This is a genomic window from Acinetobacter sp. CY73 (assembly GCF_059515865.1).
On the sequence record NZ_JCAKMZ010000036.1, the window covers coordinates 1 to 21,754 of the forward strand.

At 36.8% G+C, this 21,754-nt stretch carries 25 protein-coding genes and 1 tRNA gene; 7 read left to right on the forward strand and 19 right to left on the reverse strand.

The genetic code is table 11. The annotated features are described in order from the left end of the window. Positions 1-264, reverse strand: a 264-nt coding sequence (locus AC5YD2_RS14215) for a helix-turn-helix domain-containing protein (protein ID WP_496126958.1), incomplete at its 3' end; no start/stop codon positions are given. A 138-nt stretch (positions 265-402) separates the two neighbouring features. Here AC5YD2_RS14215 and AC5YD2_RS14220 point away from each other — a divergent pair. Next, complete coding sequence (locus AC5YD2_RS14220; RefSeq protein ID WP_496126959.1) at positions 403-909, forward strand: DUF3465 domain-containing protein; 507 nt, start codon at positions 403-405, stop codon at positions 907-909. Positions 910-1,261: 352 nt separating this feature from the next. Here the strand turns inward: AC5YD2_RS14220 and AC5YD2_RS14225 are convergent, their stop codons facing one another. From AC5YD2_RS14225 to AC5YD2_RS14255, 7 genes are all read right to left on the reverse strand, one after another. Further along, entirely contained in the window at positions 1,262-1,717 is a 456-nt protein-coding gene (locus AC5YD2_RS14225; RefSeq protein WP_496126960.1) for an Mpo1 family 2-hydroxy fatty acid dioxygenase, read from the reverse strand. 230 nt (positions 1,718-1,947) lie between these two features. Continuing rightward, positions 1,948-2,559, reverse strand: coding sequence for a septal ring lytic transglycosylase RlpA family protein (locus AC5YD2_RS14230; RefSeq protein WP_496126961.1), 612 nt, complete (start codon positions 2,557-2,559; stop codon positions 1,948-1,950). A 285-nt stretch (positions 2,560-2,844) separates the two neighbouring features. After that, positions 2,845-3,846, reverse strand: coding sequence for a lytic murein transglycosylase B (gene mltB, locus AC5YD2_RS14235; protein WP_496126962.1), 1,002 nt, complete (start codon positions 3,844-3,846; stop codon positions 2,845-2,847). Between the two features lie 738 nt (positions 3,847-4,584). Continuing rightward, a complete protein-coding gene (locus tag AC5YD2_RS14240; RefSeq protein ID WP_496126963.1) occupies positions 4,585-5,235 on the reverse strand; it encodes a hypothetical protein in 651 nt (216 codons plus the stop codon). A 26-nt stretch (positions 5,236-5,261) separates the two neighbouring features. Further along, positions 5,262-6,074, reverse strand: coding sequence for an NADPH-dependent 7-cyano-7-deazaguanine reductase QueF (gene queF, locus AC5YD2_RS14245; protein WP_496126964.1), 813 nt, complete (start codon positions 6,072-6,074; stop codon positions 5,262-5,264). Then, positions 6,074-6,847 carry an ABC transporter permease gene (locus AC5YD2_RS14250; protein ID WP_496126965.1) on the reverse strand — a complete coding sequence of 258 codons (774 nt, stop codon included), beginning with the start codon at positions 6,845-6,847 and terminating at the stop codon, positions 6,074-6,076. The genes queF and AC5YD2_RS14250 overlap by 1 nt, the downstream gene beginning before the upstream one ends. Next, the gene (locus tag AC5YD2_RS14255) at positions 6,844-7,779 is read right to left on the reverse strand and encodes an ABC transporter ATP-binding protein (protein WP_496126966.1); all 936 of its coding nucleotides are present in this window, start codon (positions 7,777-7,779) and stop codon (positions 6,844-6,846) included. The genes AC5YD2_RS14250 and AC5YD2_RS14255 overlap by 4 nt, the downstream gene beginning before the upstream one ends. A 186-nt stretch (positions 7,780-7,965) precedes the next feature. Here AC5YD2_RS14255 and AC5YD2_RS14260 point away from each other — a divergent pair. The 3 genes from AC5YD2_RS14260 (at position 7,966) to AC5YD2_RS14270 (ending at position 10,181) form a co-directional block, all read left to right on the forward strand. After that, positions 7,966-8,041: transfer RNA gene (locus AC5YD2_RS14260), tRNA-Arg, on the forward strand. A 315-nt stretch (positions 8,042-8,356) separates the two neighbouring features. Next, positions 8,357-8,914 carry a TetR/AcrR family transcriptional regulator gene (locus AC5YD2_RS14265; RefSeq protein WP_496126967.1) on the forward strand — a complete coding sequence of 186 codons (558 nt, stop codon included), beginning with the start codon at positions 8,357-8,359 and terminating at the stop codon, positions 8,912-8,914. A gap of 37 nt (positions 8,915-8,951) precedes the next feature. Then, positions 8,952-10,181 (forward strand): MFS transporter, encoded by a 1,230-nt coding sequence (locus tag AC5YD2_RS14270; RefSeq protein WP_496126968.1) that lies wholly within the window; start codon positions 8,952-8,954, stop codon positions 10,179-10,181. A 791-nt stretch (positions 10,182-10,972) separates the two neighbouring features. Here AC5YD2_RS14270 and AC5YD2_RS14275 read toward each other — a convergent pair. The 5 genes from AC5YD2_RS14275 to AC5YD2_RS14295 form a co-directional block, all read right to left on the reverse strand. Then, positions 10,973-11,263 carry a hypothetical protein gene (locus AC5YD2_RS14275; protein ID WP_496126969.1) on the reverse strand — a complete coding sequence of 97 codons (291 nt, stop codon included), beginning with the start codon at positions 11,261-11,263 and terminating at the stop codon, positions 10,973-10,975. 592 nt (positions 11,264-11,855) lie between these two features. Further along, complete coding sequence (locus tag AC5YD2_RS14280) at positions 11,856-12,059, reverse strand: hypothetical protein (RefSeq protein WP_496126970.1); 204 nt, start codon at positions 12,057-12,059, stop codon at positions 11,856-11,858. Between the two features lie 84 nt (positions 12,060-12,143). Then, positions 12,144-12,422, reverse strand: coding sequence for a hypothetical protein (locus tag AC5YD2_RS14285; protein WP_496126971.1), 279 nt, complete (start codon positions 12,420-12,422; stop codon positions 12,144-12,146). A gap of 172 nt (positions 12,423-12,594) precedes the next feature. Further along, positions 12,595-13,284 carry a putative quorum-sensing-regulated virulence factor gene (locus AC5YD2_RS14290; RefSeq protein ID WP_496126972.1) on the reverse strand — a complete coding sequence of 230 codons (690 nt, stop codon included), beginning with the start codon at positions 13,282-13,284 and terminating at the stop codon, positions 12,595-12,597. Positions 13,285-13,392: 108 nt separating this feature from the next. Then, complete coding sequence (locus AC5YD2_RS14295; RefSeq protein ID WP_496126973.1) at positions 13,393-13,842, reverse strand: hypothetical protein; 450 nt, start codon at positions 13,840-13,842, stop codon at positions 13,393-13,395. Positions 13,843-14,406: 564 nt separating this feature from the next. On the opposite strand from AC5YD2_RS14295, the gene glyA reads away from it, so the two are divergent. Further along, positions 14,407-15,657, forward strand: a complete 1,251-nt coding sequence (gene glyA / locus AC5YD2_RS14300) for a serine hydroxymethyltransferase (RefSeq protein WP_496126974.1) — start codon at positions 14,407-14,409, stop codon at positions 15,655-15,657. A 150-nt stretch (positions 15,658-15,807) separates the two neighbouring features. Further along, the gene (rnk, locus tag AC5YD2_RS14305; protein WP_496126975.1) at positions 15,808-16,212 is read left to right on the forward strand and encodes a nucleoside diphosphate kinase regulator; all 405 of its coding nucleotides are present in this window, start codon (positions 15,808-15,810) and stop codon (positions 16,210-16,212) included. 113 nt (positions 16,213-16,325) lie between these two features. Here rnk and AC5YD2_RS14310 read toward each other — a convergent pair whose 3' ends face one another. From AC5YD2_RS14310 to AC5YD2_RS14335, 6 genes are all read right to left on the reverse strand, one after another. Continuing rightward, positions 16,326-17,828 carry a DUF4139 domain-containing protein gene (locus tag AC5YD2_RS14310; protein ID WP_496126976.1) on the reverse strand — a complete coding sequence of 501 codons (1,503 nt, stop codon included), beginning with the start codon at positions 17,826-17,828 and terminating at the stop codon, positions 16,326-16,328. A 210-nt stretch (positions 17,829-18,038) separates the two neighbouring features. Further along, a complete protein-coding gene (locus AC5YD2_RS14315) occupies positions 18,039-18,446 on the reverse strand; it encodes a DUF3106 domain-containing protein (RefSeq protein ID WP_496126977.1) in 408 nt (135 codons plus the stop codon). Then, entirely contained in the window at positions 18,436-18,765 is a 330-nt protein-coding gene (locus AC5YD2_RS14320; protein WP_496126978.1) for a hypothetical protein, read from the reverse strand. Before AC5YD2_RS14320 ends, AC5YD2_RS14315 begins: the two co-directional genes overlap by 11 nt. Then, complete coding sequence (locus AC5YD2_RS14325) at positions 18,755-19,375, reverse strand: RNA polymerase sigma factor (protein ID WP_496126988.1); 621 nt, start codon at positions 19,373-19,375, stop codon at positions 18,755-18,757. The genes AC5YD2_RS14320 and AC5YD2_RS14325 overlap by 11 nt, the downstream gene beginning before the upstream one ends. 160 nt (positions 19,376-19,535) lie before the next feature. Beyond that, positions 19,536-20,312 (reverse strand): TrmH family RNA methyltransferase, encoded by a 777-nt coding sequence (locus AC5YD2_RS14330; RefSeq protein WP_496126979.1) that lies wholly within the window; start codon positions 20,310-20,312, stop codon positions 19,536-19,538. Between the two features lie 88 nt (positions 20,313-20,400). Continuing rightward, a complete protein-coding gene (locus AC5YD2_RS14335) occupies positions 20,401-21,375 on the reverse strand; it encodes a class 1 fructose-bisphosphatase (protein WP_496126980.1) in 975 nt (324 codons plus the stop codon). 177 nt (positions 21,376-21,552) lie between these two features. On the opposite strand from AC5YD2_RS14335, the gene AC5YD2_RS14340 reads away from it, so the two are divergent. Beyond that, a complete protein-coding gene (locus AC5YD2_RS14340; protein ID WP_496126981.1) occupies positions 21,553-21,732 on the forward strand; it encodes an NF038105 family protein in 180 nt (59 codons plus the stop codon). Positions 21,733-21,754: the final 22 nt, after the last annotated feature.

Sequence of the window (21,754 nt, forward strand, 5' to 3'; positions counted from 1 at the left end):
CAGAGGGACAAGATCTTTCGCCTGAGTAAACGGTGTATTTTTTACGAAGTGCTCAAAGGCTTGAAGATCTCGAATCCTCGAAGGGCGTCCTGCATTTTGAGGTTTAGGCTGTTTGAGCTGACCAGTTCGCTGTTCGAGTAGGATCCAATCATCTAGGGTGGTTCTTGCAATATTAAACAGTTCACACGTTTTGGATTTATGCTGTGATTCTTTATAAAACTGCATGACTTTTTCGCGTAAATCGACAGAATATGTTTTTGGCATGATCCTAAATCTTAGTGTTTTTTCTATTGTAGCTCATATTGGATTCTTAGCTATAGTTGTTCTTGTGCATTCATTTCTATATCTCATGCTCATAAAAATATATAATTTTAAGCTTATATTTAACATTCAAAGGTTTGTATGGCAAATAAAAAAAATCTAAGTATTGGTGTGGCGTTGGTAATAATTGTGGCTGCCTTTTTGGGCTTAGATTTAACTACCAACAAGCCATTGGAGCAAGCGACCAGTTCGGCAACGCAAGTTGAGCCAAGCCAATCAACTAAACCAGCGAAGAATAAAGCCGAGATTGAAGTTGGATTGGATTTAATTCGAGAGGCTTATGATCGCAAGCAAAGCAATGTACAGGTCAAAGCATATGGTGATGTTAGAGCGGTATTACCTGATGATCATGACGGCTCACGGCATCAAAAGTTTATTTTAGGATTGGAAAATGGGCTGACCGTATTGGTGGCGCATAATATTGATCTTGCACCTCGAATTAAAAATATTCAAAAAGGGGACAGTGTTGAGCTTTATGGTGAATATGAATATACCGATAAGGGTGGCGTGATTCATTGGACACATCATGATCCTCAAAATCGTCATGTGGGAGGTTGGTTAAAGCACAAAGGTCAAGTCTATCAATAGAAAAATCCCTGCAGGGCTATTCCACTAAGGCGCTACAATCATCTTGCTGCTGGGAAGGGGATACTTTGCAGTGTATGAATCAAGAGTTTAAGGAGGGGTAAGTTGATTTAATAAATCAAGCTGTTTAAATGCTTTTGAAACCAGGAAGTCAGCATGTCCCACCTCATTCGAGAAAATAATTTTTTAAAAATTTTAGAAATAAAGCTATCGGTTATTTTGATTTGTTTTAATTGTATCCACGTATATTTACCATTCCACGATTCGAAAGGTATCAATGGCTTTATTCGATATTTAAAGTGATGAAAATTTTTTTATGCGAAGTCTTATTCATCACTTTAAAGTAGATCGTATTCTAAATGCTCGTCATTTGCGTTTTTTGGCGTGATTTCCAGCTTGGGATAACTTTCCCGATATAAGCATCAACACACCATAGCGGGCCAATCAGGAGGAATTGGAGGTCTTTGAAGAAAGAAGGCTTTTTACCTTCAACTTTGTGACCATAAAACTGTCCAATCCATGCAATAACAAATAAGCCAATATAGAAACCTACTCCAACAGGTAACACCCAAATCAACCAAGCCATAACCAAAATCAAAGCAGACATGGCTACAGCCAATACCAGATCTAAGCGCGCATAGAAAACTAAAGTGAGGATGATCAGCAGTGCAGTGAGTAACGCGCTAAAGTGAGCCAACAAGCCAATAATCGAAAATAGAATCGCAGGTACGCAAACCCAATGAATAGATTTATTGGTTGGGTCTTGGTGGCTTTCACTATATTCATCTAACCATTCTGAAATTGTTTTCATCAGCAACTCCTTGCATGACATGTTTATTTTTAAATGTAATTAATTTTATGGCTATCAATATAGTTCAGATTTTATATTTGGTCAAAGCATGAATACGTTTAGATAAGCTTAAAAATTGCTTTGGAGAAAGTAGAGTCTGATTGCTACAGTCTTAAGATTTGCTTAAGTCGAAGTCAAAAAAACCACTGGAATAGTGGCTTTTTACGAATCAATGCATGCTTCAAAATTAATTAAGAATTTGGACCATCTACACGTTCAATACTTACACTTGCAGTACCCGCATTGGTAATCCCAAGTGATTTAGCTGCGCCATAAGATAAATCGACAACACGGTTACCATGAAATGGACCACGATCATTTACTTTAACGACAACGCTTTTACCATTGTTCTTGTTGGTTACACGGATATAACAGTTTAATGGAAGACTGCGATGAGCTGCAGTTAATCCGTTCATATCGAATGTTTCGCCACTTGCAGTTTTACGACCGTGGAACTGACGACCATACCATGAAGCAACGCCAGTTTGGCTGAAGCGACGAACAGTATTAGAAGCAACATTATTTAATTTATCAATAACTGAAGGTTCTTCTTTAGGAACAGTAATTTTCGCAGCGATCGTTTCACGACGAATTTTGTCACCTGAGCGCTCAGTGATTGCTAAACTATTCAAATTTGAAAAGTGAGAATTGAAACTACTTGAATCTTTGCTAATGACACGAGAAGCAAGGCTCGAGTTTTCAGCATCATTATTTAAATACGATGACTGAACAAGTTCTGCATTTGCCTGAGTCATACTCAAGCCAATCGTCAGAACCGATAAAAATTTAAGCGAAGCATGCATCGTTTAACTCCTTGGAACCACATTTTAATCTTCTAAGTCGCTGAAAATTAACCACTATGGTCTGTAAATTCACTTGTGCAACTGCATTTAACGGTAAAAGATAATATTCATGGTGGTATAAAGCTGTCTAGCTTTATTTCACCTTTAGTTACAAAAACCACAAAATAGTACAAAAAATGGTTATTAAATAATCAATATTGTAACATTATATGTAAAAAGTGCGATTTGTGATCTTATTTACATAAATAATTCTTGACTTTTGTTTGTGTTTGGTGAAAACCAGTCTTAGCGACTGGCAATTTCTGTCCCTAAAAGCCATAAAGCGGTGGCATACATACGGCTTCGATTATAGGTGGTAATTACTTGAAAGTTAGGGTAGGTGATATAGTAGATAGATCCATAACTCTCTTGTAATTGAATGACATTGACCATATCCAAGTCATCAATTTTGACAATTGGGTTCATTGGACTGATGCCTTGAGTCTTAAGTGCACCATAGGGTGTTGGTAAGGCTAAATCTTTAGCGATCACTCCTTCAGGATTTGATCCGCTATAACGTGCTGGAAAGGCAATTGGCTGATTACGTTGCCAACCATGTTGTGCCAAATAATTTGCAATTGAGCCAATCGCGTCTACAGCTGAATTTCTAAGGTCAATATGACCATTACCATCGTAATCAACACCAAATTTAGGAATATTACTTGGCATGAACTGAGGATAACCTACAGCGCCAGCATAAGAACCCACCACTGAATTAGCTGGAATTCCATCTTTATAAGACCATGCAATCAGTGCGCTCAGTTCGTCTTGGAAATATTGTGCACGACGCTCATAACCAAAACCAAGTGTGGCTAAAGCATCACGAGTCACGAAATTACCTTTATTTGCACCAAATCCAGTTTCCACACCCAGAATCCCTAGAATGATCGACTGTGGTACACCAAACTGTTGTTCTGCACGATTCAGCGTATCTGCATATTGTTGCTTAAAGCGAACACCACGTTGAATCGTCCCCTCAGCTAAAAAATTCGTTTTATAGCTATACCATGGCTTACTTTCACCCGGACGGTTCATAATATTGATGATATTGGGGATATTTTTGGAGCCATTCATAGCCCAATCGACTTGTTCTGCGGTCAAGCCATAGGTCTGCATGGTTTTTAATTTGAAATTGTTATAATTGGGATCAGCAGCAAAATCATTCGCTTGGCAAAAACTTGTAACTGTAAAAGCACCTAGAATTAATGAAAGTCGCTTAAATTTGCTGAGAAGATTTGGCTTTAACATAAGGGTAGATGTTCCAAAATTATTATCGATGCGTATGTCTAAACATAATAAAGCCAAAATTGGCTTTTAAAGTAGATTTGGGATTTAAACCATCAGGTCAAAATGGAAGAGAATTTCTATACCTATAAGATATCATTGACTCTATTTATATTTACAAATACTTAAACAAAAAATCACAAAGCTTTTTGTACAGTACAATTGATTCATCAAGTACAAACTTAATGAAATAAACAGTGTACGCAAAAACACATCTGAAATACATGCGCAATACATCAATTTATTCATTTTCCATATGATTCTAACTTAATCGATAATCATGAATTTTTGATGAATATTGATCATTGAAAACTATGTTTTATTGAATGTTTTCTAGATTTTAAATGATGCTAAAGAATCATTTGTAGATTTGGGGAAGTTAGATGAAAAACATATTTAAGTTCACTGAGACATAAAACGATTGGTGCAACTGTATATGGCATTATTGTAGTGATTTAAAAGCGTCAGGTAGGGTTAATATGCTTGATTTCGGATGTGAAAAAAACATTTTTGGGCTTTTTCTTTTTGAGTAGAGGAACTTCTTTACTTTACTTTTATTCATTTCAAACAACAAATTAGTGTTATGACATATCTATATGTATGGACTAATTCATTAAAAATAGTTTTTATCTTGATGCATAAAAAAACCTTACTTGGGTAAGGCTTTTTAGACGAATCATATTTTACAGCAATCATATGAGATTATTGAATAAATAAAGTATCGTGATATTCAGAAGCTGCGTAGAGCTCTTCTTTGGTAAAATTAGGGATGAGTTTATCAATTGCAATATGTACAGCTTTAATCACAGCAGAAGAGCCAAGATCAGCCGCTTTACGTTTGATCATTCCTAAATCAAGCGTTTTATTAAAGTCATTCATAAAATGTCGAACAAGCGCCTCAGCAAACTGCTTGTAATATTCACTAAGCACAGTGCGATTGACTTCATTTCCTGCTTTGACCTCAGCAAACATATTTTTAATGTTGGTTACAAGTTCGGGCTTCAACGGTGCGCCTACACGATAGTTGCCTTGAGGATCTTTAAATAAGCTTTTTTCTGAGAATTCGATTGAGTTTTTCACCACGTCATTCGATGATTTACCCAGCAATTGCTTTAATAAAACCGCAACAGTTGACTTGATGTAACCTGCTAATTTTTCAGCTGTATCACGTTTGTCACTTACAGGGAAGCGACGTACTAATTCAACTAAAATCGCATCAATAATTTCATCATTAATCAATAAAGCAGCTTGATCACGTAAAGGATACAGTGGTTCATTGGAATTTTTTTTCTCAATACCTGTTTGAATGCTTTTCAATAGGGCATCAGAAGGGATAAAACCAAAATAGGACATCGTTGAAACCTCTTCATTTATTCATTTTATTGTCGTGCCAATCGAATTGGCTTAGGCATCCATGCTAAGTCAGATACACGGCACGGATTAATATCCAAGCCACCGCGTCGCGTATATGTTGCATAAACCATCAGTTTCTCAGGATTAAATGTCTGCCACAAGTCTGCGTACATTTGTTCAACGCATTGTTCGTGGAAGCCATTATGCTGACGGTAAGAAATAATATAAGCTAAAATGCTGTGATAACAAGGTTTGTTACCTTTATATCGGATGAAAACCGTCCCCCAATCTGGCTGGCCTGTGACTGGGCAGTTACTTCTGAGTAAATGTGAATACAGTTCGATTTCAATATCTTTAGCATCTTGATCTAACTCTAAAAGCGTTGCATCAGGATGGTTTTCTAAACGTTTTGGTTCTAGATTATCGATACACAAGCCCTGTGGCTGACTAATATTAAGCTCATCCGCTTGGAAAAGCGTTAAGCTCACATTGCCTTCAGCTGCTTGCGATAAATCTTTTTCAACCGTTTCAATAAATGCTTCTTTTGACTCGAATTGGGTGAAGTTCATACTGTTAAAGTAGAGCTTCAAAGATTTCGATTCGATTAAATTCGGCGAAGTCGCCGGTAACTCAATACGACCAATTGCAACTTGAGGAATGCCCTTAGCATTCAACCAAGAGATTTCAAAAACATGCCACCAGTCTTTGCCTTGGTAAATGCCTTCGATATTCGCATAATTTTCACGCGCTTGAGCACGAGCAATAGGGAAAAGAATACTGGGTTGATATTCAGTTGGGTAATGGGTGTCTTTACCCAATAAAGATTGTTCTACACTCATTATTCACGCATTCCTGAACCACGAGAAAGTAAATAGTAGGCGATCGCATAGAGAATGCCACAGCATACTGTTACAAAGATTAATGAAAGAGTTACGTTTACATCGCTATGACCTAAAATACCGTAGCGGAACGCATTGACCATATACACGATTGGATTGATTAAGGATAAGTTTTGCCAAAATGGGCTAAGCGCACTGATGGCATAAAAAACACCGCCTAAATAAGTCAGGGGGGTTAATACAAATGTAGGGATAATTGAAATATCATCAAATGATTTGGCATAAACTGCATTGATCAAACCACCCAGTGAGAACAATAATGCAGTCACAACCACGGTGTAGATGGTAATAAAAATATTGTGGATCGTGAGATCTGTAAAAAATAGGCTCATTAACGTGACAATAAGACCGACTAAAACACCGCGACAAACACCACCAATCACATAGCCCCATAAAATAAGGTGTAGTGGGACTGGGCTCATCACTAGTTCTTCAATACTTTTTTGAAACTTAGCACTAAAAAAACTTGAAGAAACGTTTGAATAGCTGTTAGTGATAATCGCCATCATGATCAAACCTGGCACGATAAATTGCATATAGCTAAATCCACCCATTTCACCAATACGCGAGCCCACTAAGTTACCGAAAATCACAAAGTATAGGCTCATCGTGATTGCAGGCGGTAACAGCGTTTGAGGCCAAATTCGCATAAAACGACGAACTTCTTTTTGCACTAAGGTGAACAGCGCAACTTTGAGCTGGTTAAAGTTCATTGTGCAGTACCTTCCAGATTTTTTTCGACCATTTTTACAAAAAGTTCTTCTAAACGATTCGATTTATTACGCATGCTTGAAACTGTAATACCTTGAGATTCAAGCAATTGGAATAAATCATTCATGGAATGAGATTTGTCTAAAGTGACCTCGAGAGTAACAGGATCAATCAAATTGAAACGTACCCCAATGATCTCGATGTTGATCGGTTCAATTGGAGATTCTAAATCGAAAATAAAAGATTCTTCATTGAGCTGATTTAAGAAAGATTTCATGGAAGTGTCTTCTTTAATCACACCGCGATCAATAATGGCAATACGACGACAGAGTTGTTCTGCTTCTTCTAAGTAATGCGTTGTCAGAATAATAGAGGTACCGTTATTGTTCATTTCAGTTAAGAAATCCCACATTGAACGACGTAATTCGATGTCCACACCTGCCGTAGGCTCATCTAAAATCAAAAGTTTAGGCTCATGCATCATTGCACGTGCGATCATCAAGCGGCGTTTCATACCACCAGAAAGCATACGCGCTTGTACGCCGCGTTTGTCCCATAAACCTAATTTTTCTAGATAATGTTCAGCACGTTGTTCAGCGAGTTTCTTCGGAATGCCGTAATAACCTGCTTGTGTCACCAAGATATCAAAAGTCTTTTCAAAATGACCAAAGTTAAATTCTTGAGGAACAATCCCAAGGCATTGCTTTGCTTCAGAAGGGTGGGTATCTAGATTATGTCCAAAAATTTCAACTGTACCTGACGTTTTTTTAGTCAATGAGCTGATGATACTGATCGTTGTAGATTTACCTGCGCCATTTGGACCCAATAACGCATAAAACTCACCTTCAGGTACACTCAGGTCGATACCTTTTAGTGCCTGAAACCCATTTTTATAGGTTTTGGATAATTCCCGCAACGTCAAAGCTTCAGTCATAGAATTCTCTTGGCTTAAATAATAGGGATATTGTGAGCGATCTACTCTAATAAACCAAGTAATTGCATAGGAATTATGTGTTGCATTTTTGGGATGTTGTATAAAGTCTAAGCAATGAATTGAAGGTCTGAGATATAGTTGCTTTACCTATTGGTTTTTTTTGTTATGATGTGCGCAATCTAAAATGCGCTCATAGCTCAACTGGATAGAGTACAGGTCTCCGAAGCCTGTGGCGTGGGTTCGAGTCCCGCTGAGCGCACCATTATTCAATAATAAAATGGATTGAAATCCAATTAGTTAACTGCATTTAAAATAATTTTATAAATCATGTATTTTGATGTGACTATCTATGCATCTGAATGATTATTATGTATCTAAAAAATTCTATTCTTAATTTTGATATCAACAGTTCACATACAGCATATTATATTTATTTTTAAGCCTTTCGTTTCTCTAAATTAAAAAAGTTAATTTTCTAGCTAATTTGATAGTTCTGTATTACTATGCGTATAAATCGAAACGATACGTATCGTTTCGATTTATTTGGGTGTTATAAATATGTTTAAAAGAGTGTGAGATGACCATTGAAGATAAGCATTCACGCAAGAGGCTAGAGATATTGAATGCAGTCTCAGATGCATTATTTGAAGTTGAATATCATCAGCTGACAGTGGAAGATATTGCTTCGAGAGCAGGGGTCGGTAAATCTACAATCTATCGTTGGTGGAAACATAAGGCCGATTTGGTTCTTGACGCTTTTAAGCAACATACCTTGTCAATTTTTGATTTAGATCAAGAACTCAATTTAGAAGACAACTTAGTGTCGCAGTTACTTCGACTATCTTACGCTTTAGATCATCATGTGGGTCGAGCACTGTTAGTGGTTTTGGCGAATCATCGTGAAATGGCAGCCTCATTTTTTACACAGTATTTGTTACCACGTCGCGAGCAGATGCATCAACTGATTCAGCAATCGATTCAATTGGGTGAAATCCGATCTGATTATCAGTTTGATCTGATGCTCGATAGTCTGTATGGACCGATCCATTATCAAATTATATTTTTCAACAAGATGCCAGATGAAGATTACATTCGTAAATTAGTTCAAATGGTACTTCTTCCAGTGCGTATTTAAGGCGAGCATTTGCAAGCTAACTTAAAAGTGGGTCAATATGTCTACAGCTACTGAGCAATTGTGGAACCGCTCATTCATTTTATGCATTTTTAATAATCTATTTTTATTTATATATTATTTCGCATTACTGACAGTTTTGCCGATTTATATCATGAAAGATTTAGGCGGTTCAGTTCAGGATGCAGGACTGGCACTGACACTATTTCTGATTTCTTCAATCGCAATCAGACCTTTTTCAGGCTTAATCGTTGAAAAGCTCGGGAAACGGTTTTCGATGCGAAGTGCGGGACTAATCTTTGCACTATTCGCATTTAGCTATTTACTCATCGACAGTATGTGGTCGCTACTATTGATCCGGTTTTTACATGGGATTTGGTTCAGTATCTTGACAACAGTTGCAGTTCCTGTTGCCAATGAATTTATTCCTGAACAGCGTAAAGGTGAGGGCATGGGATATTTTGTCATGTCAACCAACTTAGGTGTGGTTTTTGGACCACTTTTGGCACTCACCATTATTCAATTTGCAAGCTTCCAAGTTTTGTTTGGTGTACTCGCCATTCTCATTTCTATTGGTCTCATATTTAGTTGGTTATTAAAGATCTCTGAAGAACCTAAAATCCTTGAAGAACCCAGAATCTCATTATCAGACTCAAAGTCAAAACAAGATTATGCGACACAACGGAAATCAAAACTCGGTATACATGACATTATTGAGATTAAAGTTGTCGCTGTTGGATGTGTCGCTCTACTCACTGCTTTTTCATACTCAAGCGTGATGACTTTTATCACCGCATTTAGTGAAACCAAGCAACTGTTAGCCTATACCAGTTTATTTTTTATCGTTTTTGCTGCATCAATGCTAATGGTACGCCCATGGGTGGGTAAGTTTTATGATCGTAAGGGTCCTGATGCAGTGATTTACCCTTCATTTATATTCTTTGCGATTGGATTAGTTATCATTACCTTCATATCAAATCAATGGATACTTTGGCTTTCTGCTGTGTTTATTGGAATAGGTTATGGTTCACTTTTCCCTTGTTTGCAAACATTAGCGATTCAATCTGTTGATAAAAAGAGAATGGGGCATGCAATTTCAACATTCTTCACTTTATTTGACATTGGATTGGCGGTGGGTTCGGTGATGATGGGCTTGCTCATTGCTTATTGGGGCTATGAGAATACTTATTTATTCTGTTCAGGCATGGTGATGTTGACATTGTTGGTTTATAAGAAATACGTTTCTAAGCCTAAAAAGTTCTTGGTCTAGACAAATTTTGAAAAGTACATCTGCATGATCGCAAAATAAACTGCGTTTTAGGTGGAAATAAAGGTAGCTACGACTATTGAATGGGATGTTGAATAATTTAGTTTAATTATTTATCAAAATAATCAACATCAATAGAGTTCTTTCAAAAATCAAAAAATGATCATTGACTCGTATCTGAATGATCAATGAAAGTCCCGTCTCCCTCTGGGAGAAGGTTAGGATGAGGGCTTTTAAACATAAAATAACATCTCTTTAATCCCTTTCCTGAAAGGAGAGCGAGCTTTAATTTTGAATTTTAGTGTTTAAAAAATGAGCTACGAAAGAAGTCTAATATAAGAATAAATGATGTTTTTTTAGACTATGATTTGATTTTTATTGAAGCACATTATTCTAAATTAAAGAAACGGATATTCAATCATGATTTAGCTATAAAAATGTGCTGAAATGTTAAATCGATTGAATTCATCAAGTCTCTGGTTTATTTTGAAAATACAGTAGGTCGTGATGACGCTACAAAGAAGTTGGACGGATCAATGACAGCTCGTTGAGTTTGATCAGGCGATCATACAAGAAATCAGCACTAGCCTTCCAACATAAAAGCCCGTAGAAATACGGGCTTTTCTAATGGACAAAGATATTGTTCACGAACAAAGTAGAATCAATTCATCCAATATATAGATGAATTAGAGCATCCAATTTTAATCAAATGAAAAAAGACCTGACAAATAAAAAGTGACCGAAAATTTTCAATCACTTATGCGTATTATTCTGACCACATGAATTTATTGAGCTTACTTTACTTGTTCATCAAAGTGATTCAATACAGTTGCTAACAAATGATAAAGCATATGTCGGCTTTGATTCGCAATCGCTATATCATTATTCTCAAGGCGAACTGCTAATCCAGCTTTTGTTTCATTTTCAATAATAGTGTGATGCTGGGAAATCGGATCTACATAAATAGAGTAACGATTTTTAAAATCAATCAGTTGTAGTCCTGCGATGCTGTCTTCTACATTTGAATAAATGTTAGAAAGAATGGTTGCTTTGTGATTGGGCTTTTGATTGAAGATAATTGACATTTTCAAGTCCTATTATTTATGGTTATTTTGAAGATATAGTTAATGATAGATTAAATTACAACCAATGTAAAAGGGTGGATATGTAACAAATAGGTCTCTTAAAATATCTTTTATGTTAAATTCACAGGAATAGTGAATCAATATGTATACTCATTCAACTTAATATATTTTATGTATATAAGACACTTTAAAGTTATCTTTCAAATTCAAGGTCTCTTCATTCTCATAATTTAAAGCGAATTATTAATAATAATTAACCCGAATCGCGGATAAGGATTTTTCTTTAAAATCATAAGCTAAATGTAATTTTATGATTAGTTTTTAGTGTTATCAGACCAAAGCATAGACTTTTTTATGCTCAAAATGATGGATAAGTCTCAAGATGAATGATCTCATTTCCTTAAGCAGGATTCGGGTTAATTAGTCATAAAAATAATGCAATTAAAATCTTTGACAAGTATGTTTCCTCTGAATATTCGTCCTCATGGAAAAAGAAAAGCTTTTAAACTTAAGTCTATATCGAATACAAAATTTCACTTTGCAGATCAATCATTCAATGTGCAAAGCACTAACTAATGCAAATAATATGATGCTAACTATGCATCAGCTGATGGATCGAATAGTTAATTTGTTGCAAGTACTGATTGAGTAATGTCGGTGCGATTCGAGACTCTTGTAAATGTGTAATCCATTGAATTTGGCACATTTTTAACGTTGATAGATTTTGAGATTTTTTAATTTCGATGATGAGTGGTTTTGCCATGAGTCCGCAGTATTGCTCAAGTAATTCAATCATTAATGTCTGTACTTGATGAATATTTAATTCATCGAAGTGATTTTGAGATTGAATGTTTTTTTGGTATCTGTTGAGCGGGTGGTGTTAAGGGGTGTAGCTCATTTGCTTCATTTTTAAGATTGGTGTGTAATTCATTTGATTCAGCGCTGTTTTTAAAATTTGCTTAAGTCGTATGGTTTCAACTTTAACTTGAATTTCTGAATGCTGTGAGATCTGATCCAAATGTGAGTTAGAAATTAGCCCTAAAGAACTCAGTTGTTCTAATAAATCGGGTGTTGCAATTTGTTGCTTAAATTGGTCAGTCAGTAAGTTGAAATCCTCTGTAGCAATCAGGACCAATAATCGGCGTTGACGAGCATTCAAGTTTTTTGATCTTGAATGTAGTGTGTCTATACCTAGTTGAGTTTTATAATATTAATTCATCCCTAATCGACCGCAAGTATGAATTAGGGATGAAGATACTATGTGATAATTACACTATTGTTACATAAATTATTTTTAAAATAACTATATAAAACAATAATTTAGAATTTGATTAGATTCTCAAATCTAGTGCTTTTCTTAAGTATGGATCTAAGTCTTCTTGGCGTAATAACCATTGCACATAGTCCGATGGTAAATCCACGATTGCTGTACCACGGTGTTTACCAAAATTAATTGAGCGAGGAATACGTGCATCTTCAGACGCTTCATAAAGCTCTTCAATATTTTGGATATTTAGCTTATGGACAATATGCATCAAAATATTAGCCGTTAAAATGATATCTGCATCAGCACGATGTGCACCTTTTAACATTTCACGGGCTTTTTCACTGCCTTTACTGATCATGTAGATGAGTGCTGAAATGTTGTGTGCTTCAGCATCAGGCCAAACGAGTCGAGCAAGGGCAAGTGTGCAAATGGCTTTGATATGCGAGGTGTCGACACCACAGGTCTGAATCGCACGAATATCATAATCAATGTTATGGCCAATGATATAAATAGTCTCAGCAGGAAGGGTAAAAGTACTAAAATTGGGTTGATGGACAATATCAGCTTCTAATATATGATGCACAGCCATGGCTGCAAATGAAATTTTTTCATCACCAATACTATAAAGTTGATCAAACATTTTTGAACGATCAAGACTGAGTTTACCAGCTTCAATTTCTATCGGTGCATATGCAATCTCGATGGGTAAACCATTCAATGTATGCGTTTCAGTATCGAGAATGATGGCTTGCATGCTGTTTTCCGTCAGTGCAAATATATTTGAAAATAATTTATCATTTTCACGAATTCACGCACAGGCAAATTTGTGATCAATCTGCAATTTTTTAAACTAAATCCTAGATTAGCGATGAGTTTGAGCAGAAATGATACTCAAACGATCTTGTCTAATCGCATCAGTTGAAATAAGTCCCTTATATAGAAAGAGAGGAATACCATCTTCGCGATCGATAAGTTTCATAGGTTCAGTTCCATCTCGATATTCAAAAATGGCTCTAGGCATACGATCTTTGTCTAAAATAATGAATCTTTTATTCTTAATCGCAATTTCATGTTCTTGAAAATTTTGTTTGAGCTGTCTTAAAAAAATACTTTGATTGGTATCTAAACGATTTAGTTCACGGATGCGATCACTATCGCTTTGATGATGAGCTTTCATATGCAATTTGTGCTGAAAGTTCGGATGACTAGCTGAAGGTTTTGTTACATAGCTCTTAAGGTTAATTTTATATTTATACTTTGCAACAATATAGCCTAAGCTAAAACCTATGATAAGTGTAATAAATGCCAGCATAAGTTAATAAATATCATTATGTTATATTTTTGATAATTTACACTTTTTAATGAATTTTTCAAGATCACATCATAAGTAACCCAAATCCTGCTTAAAGAAATGAGATTATTCATCTTGAGACTTATCCATCATTTTGAGCATAAAAAAGTCTATTCTTTGGTCTGATAACACTAAAAACTAATCATAAAATTACATTGAGCTTATGATTTTAAAGAAAAATCCTTATCCGCGATTCGGGTTAAGTAACATCCAAATTTTCATTAAATCGAATTCTAGAAATATGCTCAAAAATATAAAGAACACATTATTGAAGGGACTTAAATGAGTTGATCATCATATTTAAAGTGGTGAAAGCGTTAAATCATTTATAAATATTAGACTTATTAAATCTTTCATCATATTTCAAAGGCTTGTTTTGAACATTTACTGAAACACCATCTCTTAAAATGAATCATATTTAATGCAAACTGACTAAACTTCATTCTCGAAATTCATAAACTTCGTGCTACAATACGCGCCAATCTTAGCACGGCTTAAAAGCCCTAATTTAATAGGACCTCGCTAATGTTTGCCAATATCTCAATTGCTGAATTTGATCCAGAAATCGCGAAAGCAATCACTCAAGAAGATGCACGCCAAGAAGCGCACATCGAGTTAATTGCTTCTGAAAACTATTGCTCACCTGCAGTAATGGAAGCTCAAGGTTCTAAACTTACCAATAAATATGCGGAAGGCTACCCAGGCAAACGCTATTATGGTGGTTGTGAATACGTAGACATTATCGAACAATTGGCGATTGACCGTGCTAAAGAACTCTTTGGTGCTGATTATGCTAACGTTCAGCCACATGCAGGTTCACAAGCAAACTCAGCGGTTTACTTAGCGCTACTTAACCCAGGCGATACAGTTTTGGGTATGAGCCTTGCTCACGGTGGTCACTTGACGCACGGTGCAAAAGTAAGCTTCTCTGGTAAAACGTATAACGCGATTCAATACGGTTTAAACCCTGAAACAGGTGAGATTGATTACGAAGAAGTTGAACGTTTAGCTGTAGAACACAAGCCAAAAATGATCGTGGCTGGTTTCTCTGCGTATAGTCAAATCGTTGATTGGCAGCGTTTCCGTGACATCGCGGACAAAGTTGGCGCTTACCTATTTGTAGATATGGCTCACGTTGCTGGTTTAGTTGCTGCTGGTGTTTATCCAAGCCCAGTTCAAATTGCTGACGTAACAACAACGACGACTCACAAAACACTTCGTGGTCCGCGTTCTGGTTTAATCCTTGCAAAAGCAAACGAAGAAATCGAGAAAAAACTACAGTCTGCTGTGTTCCCAGGTAACCAAGGCGGTCCATTAGTACACGCTGTTGCTGCTAAAGCAATCTGCTTTAAAGAAGCAATGGCGCCTGAATACAAAGCTTACCAGCAACAAGTGGTGATTAATGCTCAAGCAATGGCTGAAGTACTCATTGCACGTGGTTACGAAGTTGTTTCAGGTGGTACGAAAAACCATTTATTCCTATTGTCTTTAATCAAACAAGACATTACAGGTAAAGAAGCGGATGCTTGGTTAGGTGCTGCTCACATTACTGTGAACAAAAACTCTGTACCAAACGATCCACGCTCTCCATTTGTCACTTCTGGTATCCGCATTGGTACACCAGCAGTAACTACACGTGGTTTTGGCGAATCAGAAGTTCGCGACCTTGCAGGTTGGATTGCTGACATTCTAGATGCTAAAGGCGACGAAGCTGTTATTAATGCGGTTAAGGCGAAAGTTGAAACCGTATGCGCTAAATTTCCAGTTTACGCATAAGTTAAACGTTGAAAGGAGCCTCCTTTAGGGAGGCTTTTTTTATGAATACATAAATAGTTATCTAAGGCTATATTTTCTGTTATAAATGATGCACAGATAAGAATGAAAAATACGCAATTTATAGATTTGCGTGAATAAGGAATTGAATAAATGGATAAGCCCAATATTATTGTTTCAGAACAAGATCTACATCGTTTAGAAACGATGCTAGAACATCAGACGAAACTTACACCGACCATGCAACATTTGGAAAATGAATTGGCGCGTGCAGAAGTCGTTGCACCACAAGATGTTCCGAGTAATGTCGTCAGTATGAATGCCCGAGTGATGATCACGATTGCCCCTGCGGTTGAACCCACAGAAATTGTTTTGGTCTATCCACATGAGTTTTTAGGTGAAAAGGGGCAGGTGAATGTGATTGCGCCGATTGGTACAGCCATTTTAGGTTTGGCAGAAGGGCAAGAAATTGAGTGGCCACAACCAGATGGTCAATTGATGAAAGTGAAAATTGAAAAGGTGATTTATCAGCCTGAGCGCGAAGGCAATTATAACTAACCCTAGTGTTAAAAAAAGCCATTTAAAGAATGGCTTTTTCATGTAATTTTTTAAAATGTGATCAAATAAATACAAGCAATCAGCTGTTTAAGAAATAGTTTAAATCGCTGTTTTTAAAAACCCGAAGTATGACCTTTATTGGGGTATTTAAATAGATGTTCTACATCCAATTGAAAGTTTTGTTTTGGATTGAGTTTAATCTGCCATTGATAAATATTCGGTTGATTAGTCCATTGTTCAGCGGTAGGTTTAACACTGTATTGAGAATGAGTGATTAGTTCACTATTTTGGCTCCGCGGTGCTGAATCAAAGACAGTTATTTGGATCGGGTATGGATGTAAATTTTGAATTGTATAGCGTCGTTTTTGAATGTTCTGATTGGTGTTTTTATCGAGCGCTGTCTGGGAATTTAAGAACTCTGTTTCCGAGATCTGAATCTGATCATCATATCCAAAGCTCATATGCATTGTGCCATTAGAATCATTTTTCCAAGATTGTTGCCCCATAAAATCCCCATCTCGGTAAAGTTTAACTGTTCCTGCAGGCCATTGATTGTCAAGTTGATCGATTTCTGCATTGATGCTTGCAACTAAACTTTGTTTTGGAATCACCCAAATTGAAATTTTTGCTGTATGTTCCTCAGTGCTAAGTGGAAGATGAATGTATTGTTGACTGCTTGGTATATTGGTTTTGGTCTCAGAGCGGTACTCAGTGCTAAAATTTAAAGGAGTGGGCTCAAATTCAGGGAATTGAGGCGTACTGTTGGTTGTTTCGGAAACTCGAGCTGAGGATTTAGGCACCATAGCACGTGCTCGCTTTGCTACTGAAGTTGCGTGAGTTGCTTGTGGGCTGTAATTGACCCACCAAGGCTCGGGTTGAAGTTTTGCTATTGTCTGCAGAGGAATTGATGTAGACAACGTTAATTTCACATTATTCCAATCTTCACCTGTTTTTTGCGCAATCATAGCTAGACGCGTGATTTTTACACGTTGTTTTTTGGTATCAAGTTCAGCTTTATAGGTCGGTTGCCAACGAGCATGTGGGATTAAATAGCTGATTTTAATTTCACCGTTTTGGGGTGCATTTACATAGAATTTTAATGTACGTTGATTAAATTGGCTGTCACCAATAGTGGCTAAATCTTGATTAAGTTCTTGAAGATGTTGTTCTAACATTTCTTTTTTTAATTTGGCTTGGTCTATCGTAATGAAACCTTTATAGGCATGCCTTTGCACTTTTGATGCAGATCCTTTGGTCAAATTACCTAGGAATGTATTCTGCAGTTCAGCTGCTTTAATCATTGAGCTTTGCTCAGAAATCAGCTTTTCAGTTTCACGGATTTTCTGTCTCAGTTGCGTTGATTCATTGCCTGCTGGTTTATCTAAAGCACTATCTACATGCGATACAGCATTTACTTCAACATTATCACTTTGATATTGTAATGCATTTATATCAAAGTTTGCTGCAATTCCAGTCAAAGTAACCACTTGCTCTCCAGCCTTTACGCTAAGCTTACGTTCTATTTTTGCAGCGCTCGGGTAAAGGGTAACGTGTTGTATAGGAGAATGAGATACATCTAATGCAAAAGCTGATGTAAAGGGAGTAGAAACGATCATAGAGAGGAAGATTGATTTTATTTTCATTATTTTAAATGGTTCAAAACTTTAATCTGCCCAATGTAGCAAAAAGCCTTTAGAAACTAAACAAAATATTGTTTTAACAATTGAATTTTGATTCTAAAGAAACTGTGAAAATAAAAAGCTAAAGTCATAGAAAGAGCCTTTTGAGGTGAATCATAAAAGGCAATTCAATTATGTTATTGATTTCTAATGAACAACGGTGTTCGCCACTTGGTATTTCTGCATATATTTTTCACGGATTTCTTTACGCTGCTCACTTGTCGTTGCTTTTTGCATTTTTTGACGGAGTTCATTACGCTCAGAAGAACTCATTTTTTGCCATGCTTCACGCATTTGAAACTTTTCTTGCTCAGGCAGTTGAGTAAACCAATCCATTTTTTGTTGAAGTTCAATACTCTGGCTTTCTGGAATCTCTTTCAGATTTTGATAGCGTTTAATAAGTGCACGTTGTTCATCATCTGATAATGCATCCCAAGTTTCACTTACTTGAGTATCTGCATCTTTAGAAAAAATCCAAAAACGCTCGTAGCCTGCAAAACTGGTTTGCAGGAAACTAAGCGCACAAAAAGCCAAAACTAAATTTTTAGCTACCATGAACGACTTTATCCTCACCAAATACAGAAAGCATCTCTAAATCTTCCATCATTTGTGGAGATAGTTTAGGGCTAACAACCACTTGTTGGATATTGGGTTTTTCACCTAAATCAACAGCATTTGGCAGTATAACAAAGCCAGTGATTGCTGCAGCTAAAGCGAAGCCTGTCATTTTCCAAGTCATCAATTGAGAAGCGATGGACTTCGTTTGAATCTTTTCTAAAACATGCTCCATCACCACAGCTTTATTTCTATGGTTGTGCGCAAGTTGATCGAGCTTAGCCGTTACTTGTTTAGCGAATTCATCATTATTCTTCATCAAATGAACCTCCTGAATGAGGGTTTAAATGCGATAGAGAATTTCTTAAACCTTGAATAGCTCGGTGATAATGAGTTTTAACCGATCCATCCGAGCAGTTCATAATCTCTGCAGTTGTATGTGTATCAAAACCTTCCCAGGCTCTCAGCATAAATGCTTGTTGTTGGCGGACAGGAAGTTTTGAAATAGCAGACTGAATTTCTTCCATGGTGAGTTCTTGCGATAGAAACTGTAATGGATTGGGTGTGGACTCATCCACAATGTCCAAAGTTTCATCTTCATCAGAATCTAGATCAGCTTTTTTGAAAAGTGAAAATGGAAAAGCACGTCGCGATTCCTTACGACGCCAGTCTTGTAATTTGTTATTCAGAATGGTGTAGAACAGGGGATACCATTCTTCAGTAGATTTATCTGAATAGGATTTATGCAGTGAAATAAAAGCTTCTTGCACTAAGTCCATTGCAATCCCATTATGACCTTGGGTTGCACTTTCCATCATCACTAAAGCACGTCCAGTGACTTCTCGCATGAAATTCTTCAGGCGTTGTTCAGCCGTGCTCACAAGAACACTTGAATCATCAATCTTTGATTTTTTCGGTGCTAAATCCATAGAGATGGAAAATCCCGTCATTGGGTACCCACCATTATTGTTAATGTCATACTTATATAACGTATAAAAATAATGATAGGTTGACAATTAAAGCAACTATTTTTAGCAGTTTAAATGATTTTCCCAGATTAGGGAGAGATGGTTAATATAAATTAACCATTTAGATGCGTTGGCGAACCATTTCAAAGAAGCAGATCGAACCCGCAATGGCGACGTTCAGTGATTCTTGACCACCGGGTTGAGGGATAGAGACTGCAGCAGCATTGGCAAGTGCATACTCTGATACACCTTGACCTTCATTGCCTAGAACCCAAACGCTAGGTTGGCTGAGATCTTTGCTGTATAAACTTTCTGATTCGTGTGAACTGGTGACATACACTGGAATCGTAAATTTAGACAAAATCTCTTCAATTTCAACATTTTCATAGGTGTTTACAGCGAACTGTGCACCCATGCCTGCACGTAGAACGCGAGGAGACCATAACGATGCTGAACCTTTTGTAGAGACAATTTGTTTGATCCCTGCTGCTGCAGCTGAACGAAGAAGTGTACCAACGTTCCCTGGGTCTTGAACATTTTCAAGCACTAAGGTATCTGCATCAAAGTTTAGCGAATGCGTTGATGAGGGAATATCAACAACTGCCAAGCATGCTAAGCTTGTACCAAGGGTACTAATTTCTCTGTAAAGCGATTCGCCAATCACAAAAACAGTACCCGCATAAAGTTCTGCAATTTTGTCGAAATCTGGATGTTCAATCGCTTTTTCTGTGGTGAAAATCGAAGTAATTTGACGTTTTTTCTCAAGCCAAGCGAGACATAAATGCGTACCTTCAAGAACGGTTTGTCCTTGTTTTTTACGATAGGTATTTTGCTCAATTAAACCACGTAAGTGCTTAATTTTAGGGTTGTCTTTTGATTCAAGATAAATCATTGCCATGGTTTTATAAATCCATAGACGCTAGATAGATGATCTAGCGTCTACTATAGGTAAAAAAAATGTACGTAAAAATTAATATAACTAAAAATTAATTATGGTATTGAGTAACGAGATCAACTTCGTTCTTAGACCCAATGATCACAGGAACACGTTGATGCAAGTCAGTCGGTTGGATATCTAAAATACGTACACGACCTGTTGTTGATGCACCACCAGCTTGTTCCATCAACATACTCATCGGGTTTGCTTCATACATTAGGCGTAAACGACCTGCTTTTTGAGGGTCTTTGGTATCGTATGGATACATGAAAATACCTGTACGGCAAAGGATACGGTGAATATCTCCGACCATACATGCAACCCAACGCATATTGAAATCTTTCTCACGAGGACCTGTTTTTCCTGCAAGTAGTTCATCAATATAGCGTTGAACTGGTGCTTCCCAATGACGCTGATTGGATGCATTGATTGCATATTCTTTGGTATCTGCGCCAACTTGAACATTTTCAGAAGTCAGTAAAAATTCTTTTGATTCAGGATCAAAAGTAAAGAATACAGTGCCAGCACCTACAGTTAGTGCCATCATGGTTGATGGACCATACAATACATAACCTGCTGCTACTTGTTGTGTACCTGCTTGCATGAAGTCTTCAGAAGTCGTGACTGCATTTTTTGCAGGAAGAATCGAGAAGATGGTACCGACACACATGTTGATATCGATATTGCTTGAACCATCAAGTGGATCAAACAATACAAGATATTTTCCATTTTCTTGCGCTGGGGTAAAGTCATCGAGTTCTTCAGATGCCAAACCGCCAACATTCGGATTGATTTTTAATGCATCGATTAAATAATCATTTGAAATAACATCGAGTTTCTTTTGTTCTTCACCTTGAACATTTTCATTTTGGGCACTCCCTAAAACATCTGCTAAAGCGCCTTTTTGTAGTAAAAGATCAATGCTTTTGCATGTCGTAGCGATTGTATTGATTACATCTGAAAGTTCAGGTGTAAGATTCCCTTGTTGTTGTTCTAGATATTGGGAGAGGGTGCGGTATGACATAGCAAATGAGCTCCAAAAAGCGTTAAAAATATAGCAATACAGTGATTGATGTCTATTTTAGAGAGTTCGAATCAAAATAGAAACCTTATTCGAAAAATGTGGTGATTTTAGGCTTGAAAGAGTTTTAGAACATGCTATGTTGATGGTAGGGATGTTTAGAATACAAGGAGCACTAACATGACCATTCAAAAGTTTGAGGCGACTCCAACCGCGGGTGAAGCTTTCGATGTTCAAAGTGTGAGTACTGAAAAATCGAAAGAAGCTTGGAAGGAATATGAGTCTAAGCCTGAATATAAAAAATTTAACAAGCATGACATGATTGAGTCTATGCAAGCCCATCCCATGCCAGAGTCATAAAGCTAAATGTACTCGATGTATG

Coding starts and splice junctions, on each gene's coding strand:
- rnk (WP_496126975.1), top strand. CDS start 15,808: ATGGATAAGCCCAATATTATTGTTTCAGAACAAGATCTACATCGTTTA.
- AC5YD2_RS14320 (WP_496126978.1), bottom strand. CDS start 18,765: ATGAAGAATAATGATGAATTCGCTAAACAAGTAACGGCTAAGCTCGAT.
- AC5YD2_RS14270 (WP_496126968.1), top strand. CDS start 8,952: ATGTCTACAGCTACTGAGCAATTGTGGAACCGCTCATTCATTTTATGC.
- AC5YD2_RS14220 (WP_496126959.1), top strand. CDS start 403: ATGGCAAATAAAAAAAATCTAAGTATTGGTGTGGCGTTGGTAATAATT.
- AC5YD2_RS14250 (WP_496126965.1), bottom strand. CDS start 6,847: ATGAACTTTAACCAGCTCAAAGTTGCGCTGTTCACCTTAGTGCAAAAA.
- AC5YD2_RS14280 (WP_496126970.1), bottom strand. CDS start 12,059: ATGATTGAATTACTTGAGCAATACTGCGGACTCATGGCAAAACCACTC.
- AC5YD2_RS14335 (WP_496126980.1), bottom strand. CDS start 21,375: ATGTCATACCGCACCCTCTCCCAATATCTAGAACAACAACAAGGGAAT.
- AC5YD2_RS14330 (WP_496126979.1), bottom strand. CDS start 20,312: ATGGCAATGATTTATCTTGAATCAAAAGACAACCCTAAAATTAAGCAC.
- mltB (WP_496126962.1), bottom strand. CDS start 3,846: ATGTTAAAGCCAAATCTTCTCAGCAAATTTAAGCGACTTTCATTAATT.
- AC5YD2_RS14315 (WP_496126977.1), bottom strand. CDS start 18,446: ATGGTAGCTAAAAATTTAGTTTTGGCTTTTTGTGCGCTTAGTTTCCTG.
- AC5YD2_RS14295 (WP_496126973.1), bottom strand. CDS start 13,842: ATGCTGGCATTTATTACACTTATCATAGGTTTTAGCTTAGGCTATATT.
- AC5YD2_RS14290 (WP_496126972.1), bottom strand. CDS start 13,284: ATGCAAGCCATCATTCTCGATACTGAAACGCATACATTGAATGGTTTA.
- queF (WP_496126964.1), bottom strand. CDS start 6,074: ATGAGTGTAGAACAATCTTTATTGGGTAAAGACACCCATTACCCAACT.
- AC5YD2_RS14240 (WP_496126963.1), bottom strand. CDS start 5,235: ATGTCCTATTTTGGTTTTATCCCTTCTGATGCCCTATTGAAAAGCATT.
- AC5YD2_RS14230 (WP_496126961.1), bottom strand. CDS start 2,559: ATGCATGCTTCGCTTAAATTTTTATCGGTTCTGACGATTGGCTTGAGT.
- AC5YD2_RS14340 (WP_496126981.1), top strand. CDS start 21,553: ATGACCATTCAAAAGTTTGAGGCGACTCCAACCGCGGGTGAAGCTTTC.
- AC5YD2_RS14325 (WP_496126988.1), bottom strand. CDS start 19,375: ATGGATTTAGCACCGAAAAAATCAAAGATTGATGATTCAAGTGTTCTT.
- AC5YD2_RS14310 (WP_496126976.1), bottom strand. CDS start 17,828: ATGATCGTTTCTACTCCCTTTACATCAGCTTTTGCATTAGATGTATCT.
- AC5YD2_RS14225 (WP_496126960.1), bottom strand. CDS start 1,717: ATGAAAACAATTTCAGAATGGTTAGATGAATATAGTGAAAGCCACCAA.
- AC5YD2_RS14275 (WP_496126969.1), bottom strand. CDS start 11,263: ATGTCAATTATCTTCAATCAAAAGCCCAATCACAAAGCAACCATTCTT.
- glyA (WP_496126974.1), top strand. CDS start 14,407: ATGTTTGCCAATATCTCAATTGCTGAATTTGATCCAGAAATCGCGAAA.
- AC5YD2_RS14255 (WP_496126966.1), bottom strand. CDS start 7,779: ATGACTGAAGCTTTGACGTTGCGGGAATTATCCAAAACCTATAAAAAT.
- AC5YD2_RS14265 (WP_496126967.1), top strand. CDS start 8,357: ATGACCATTGAAGATAAGCATTCACGCAAGAGGCTAGAGATATTGAAT.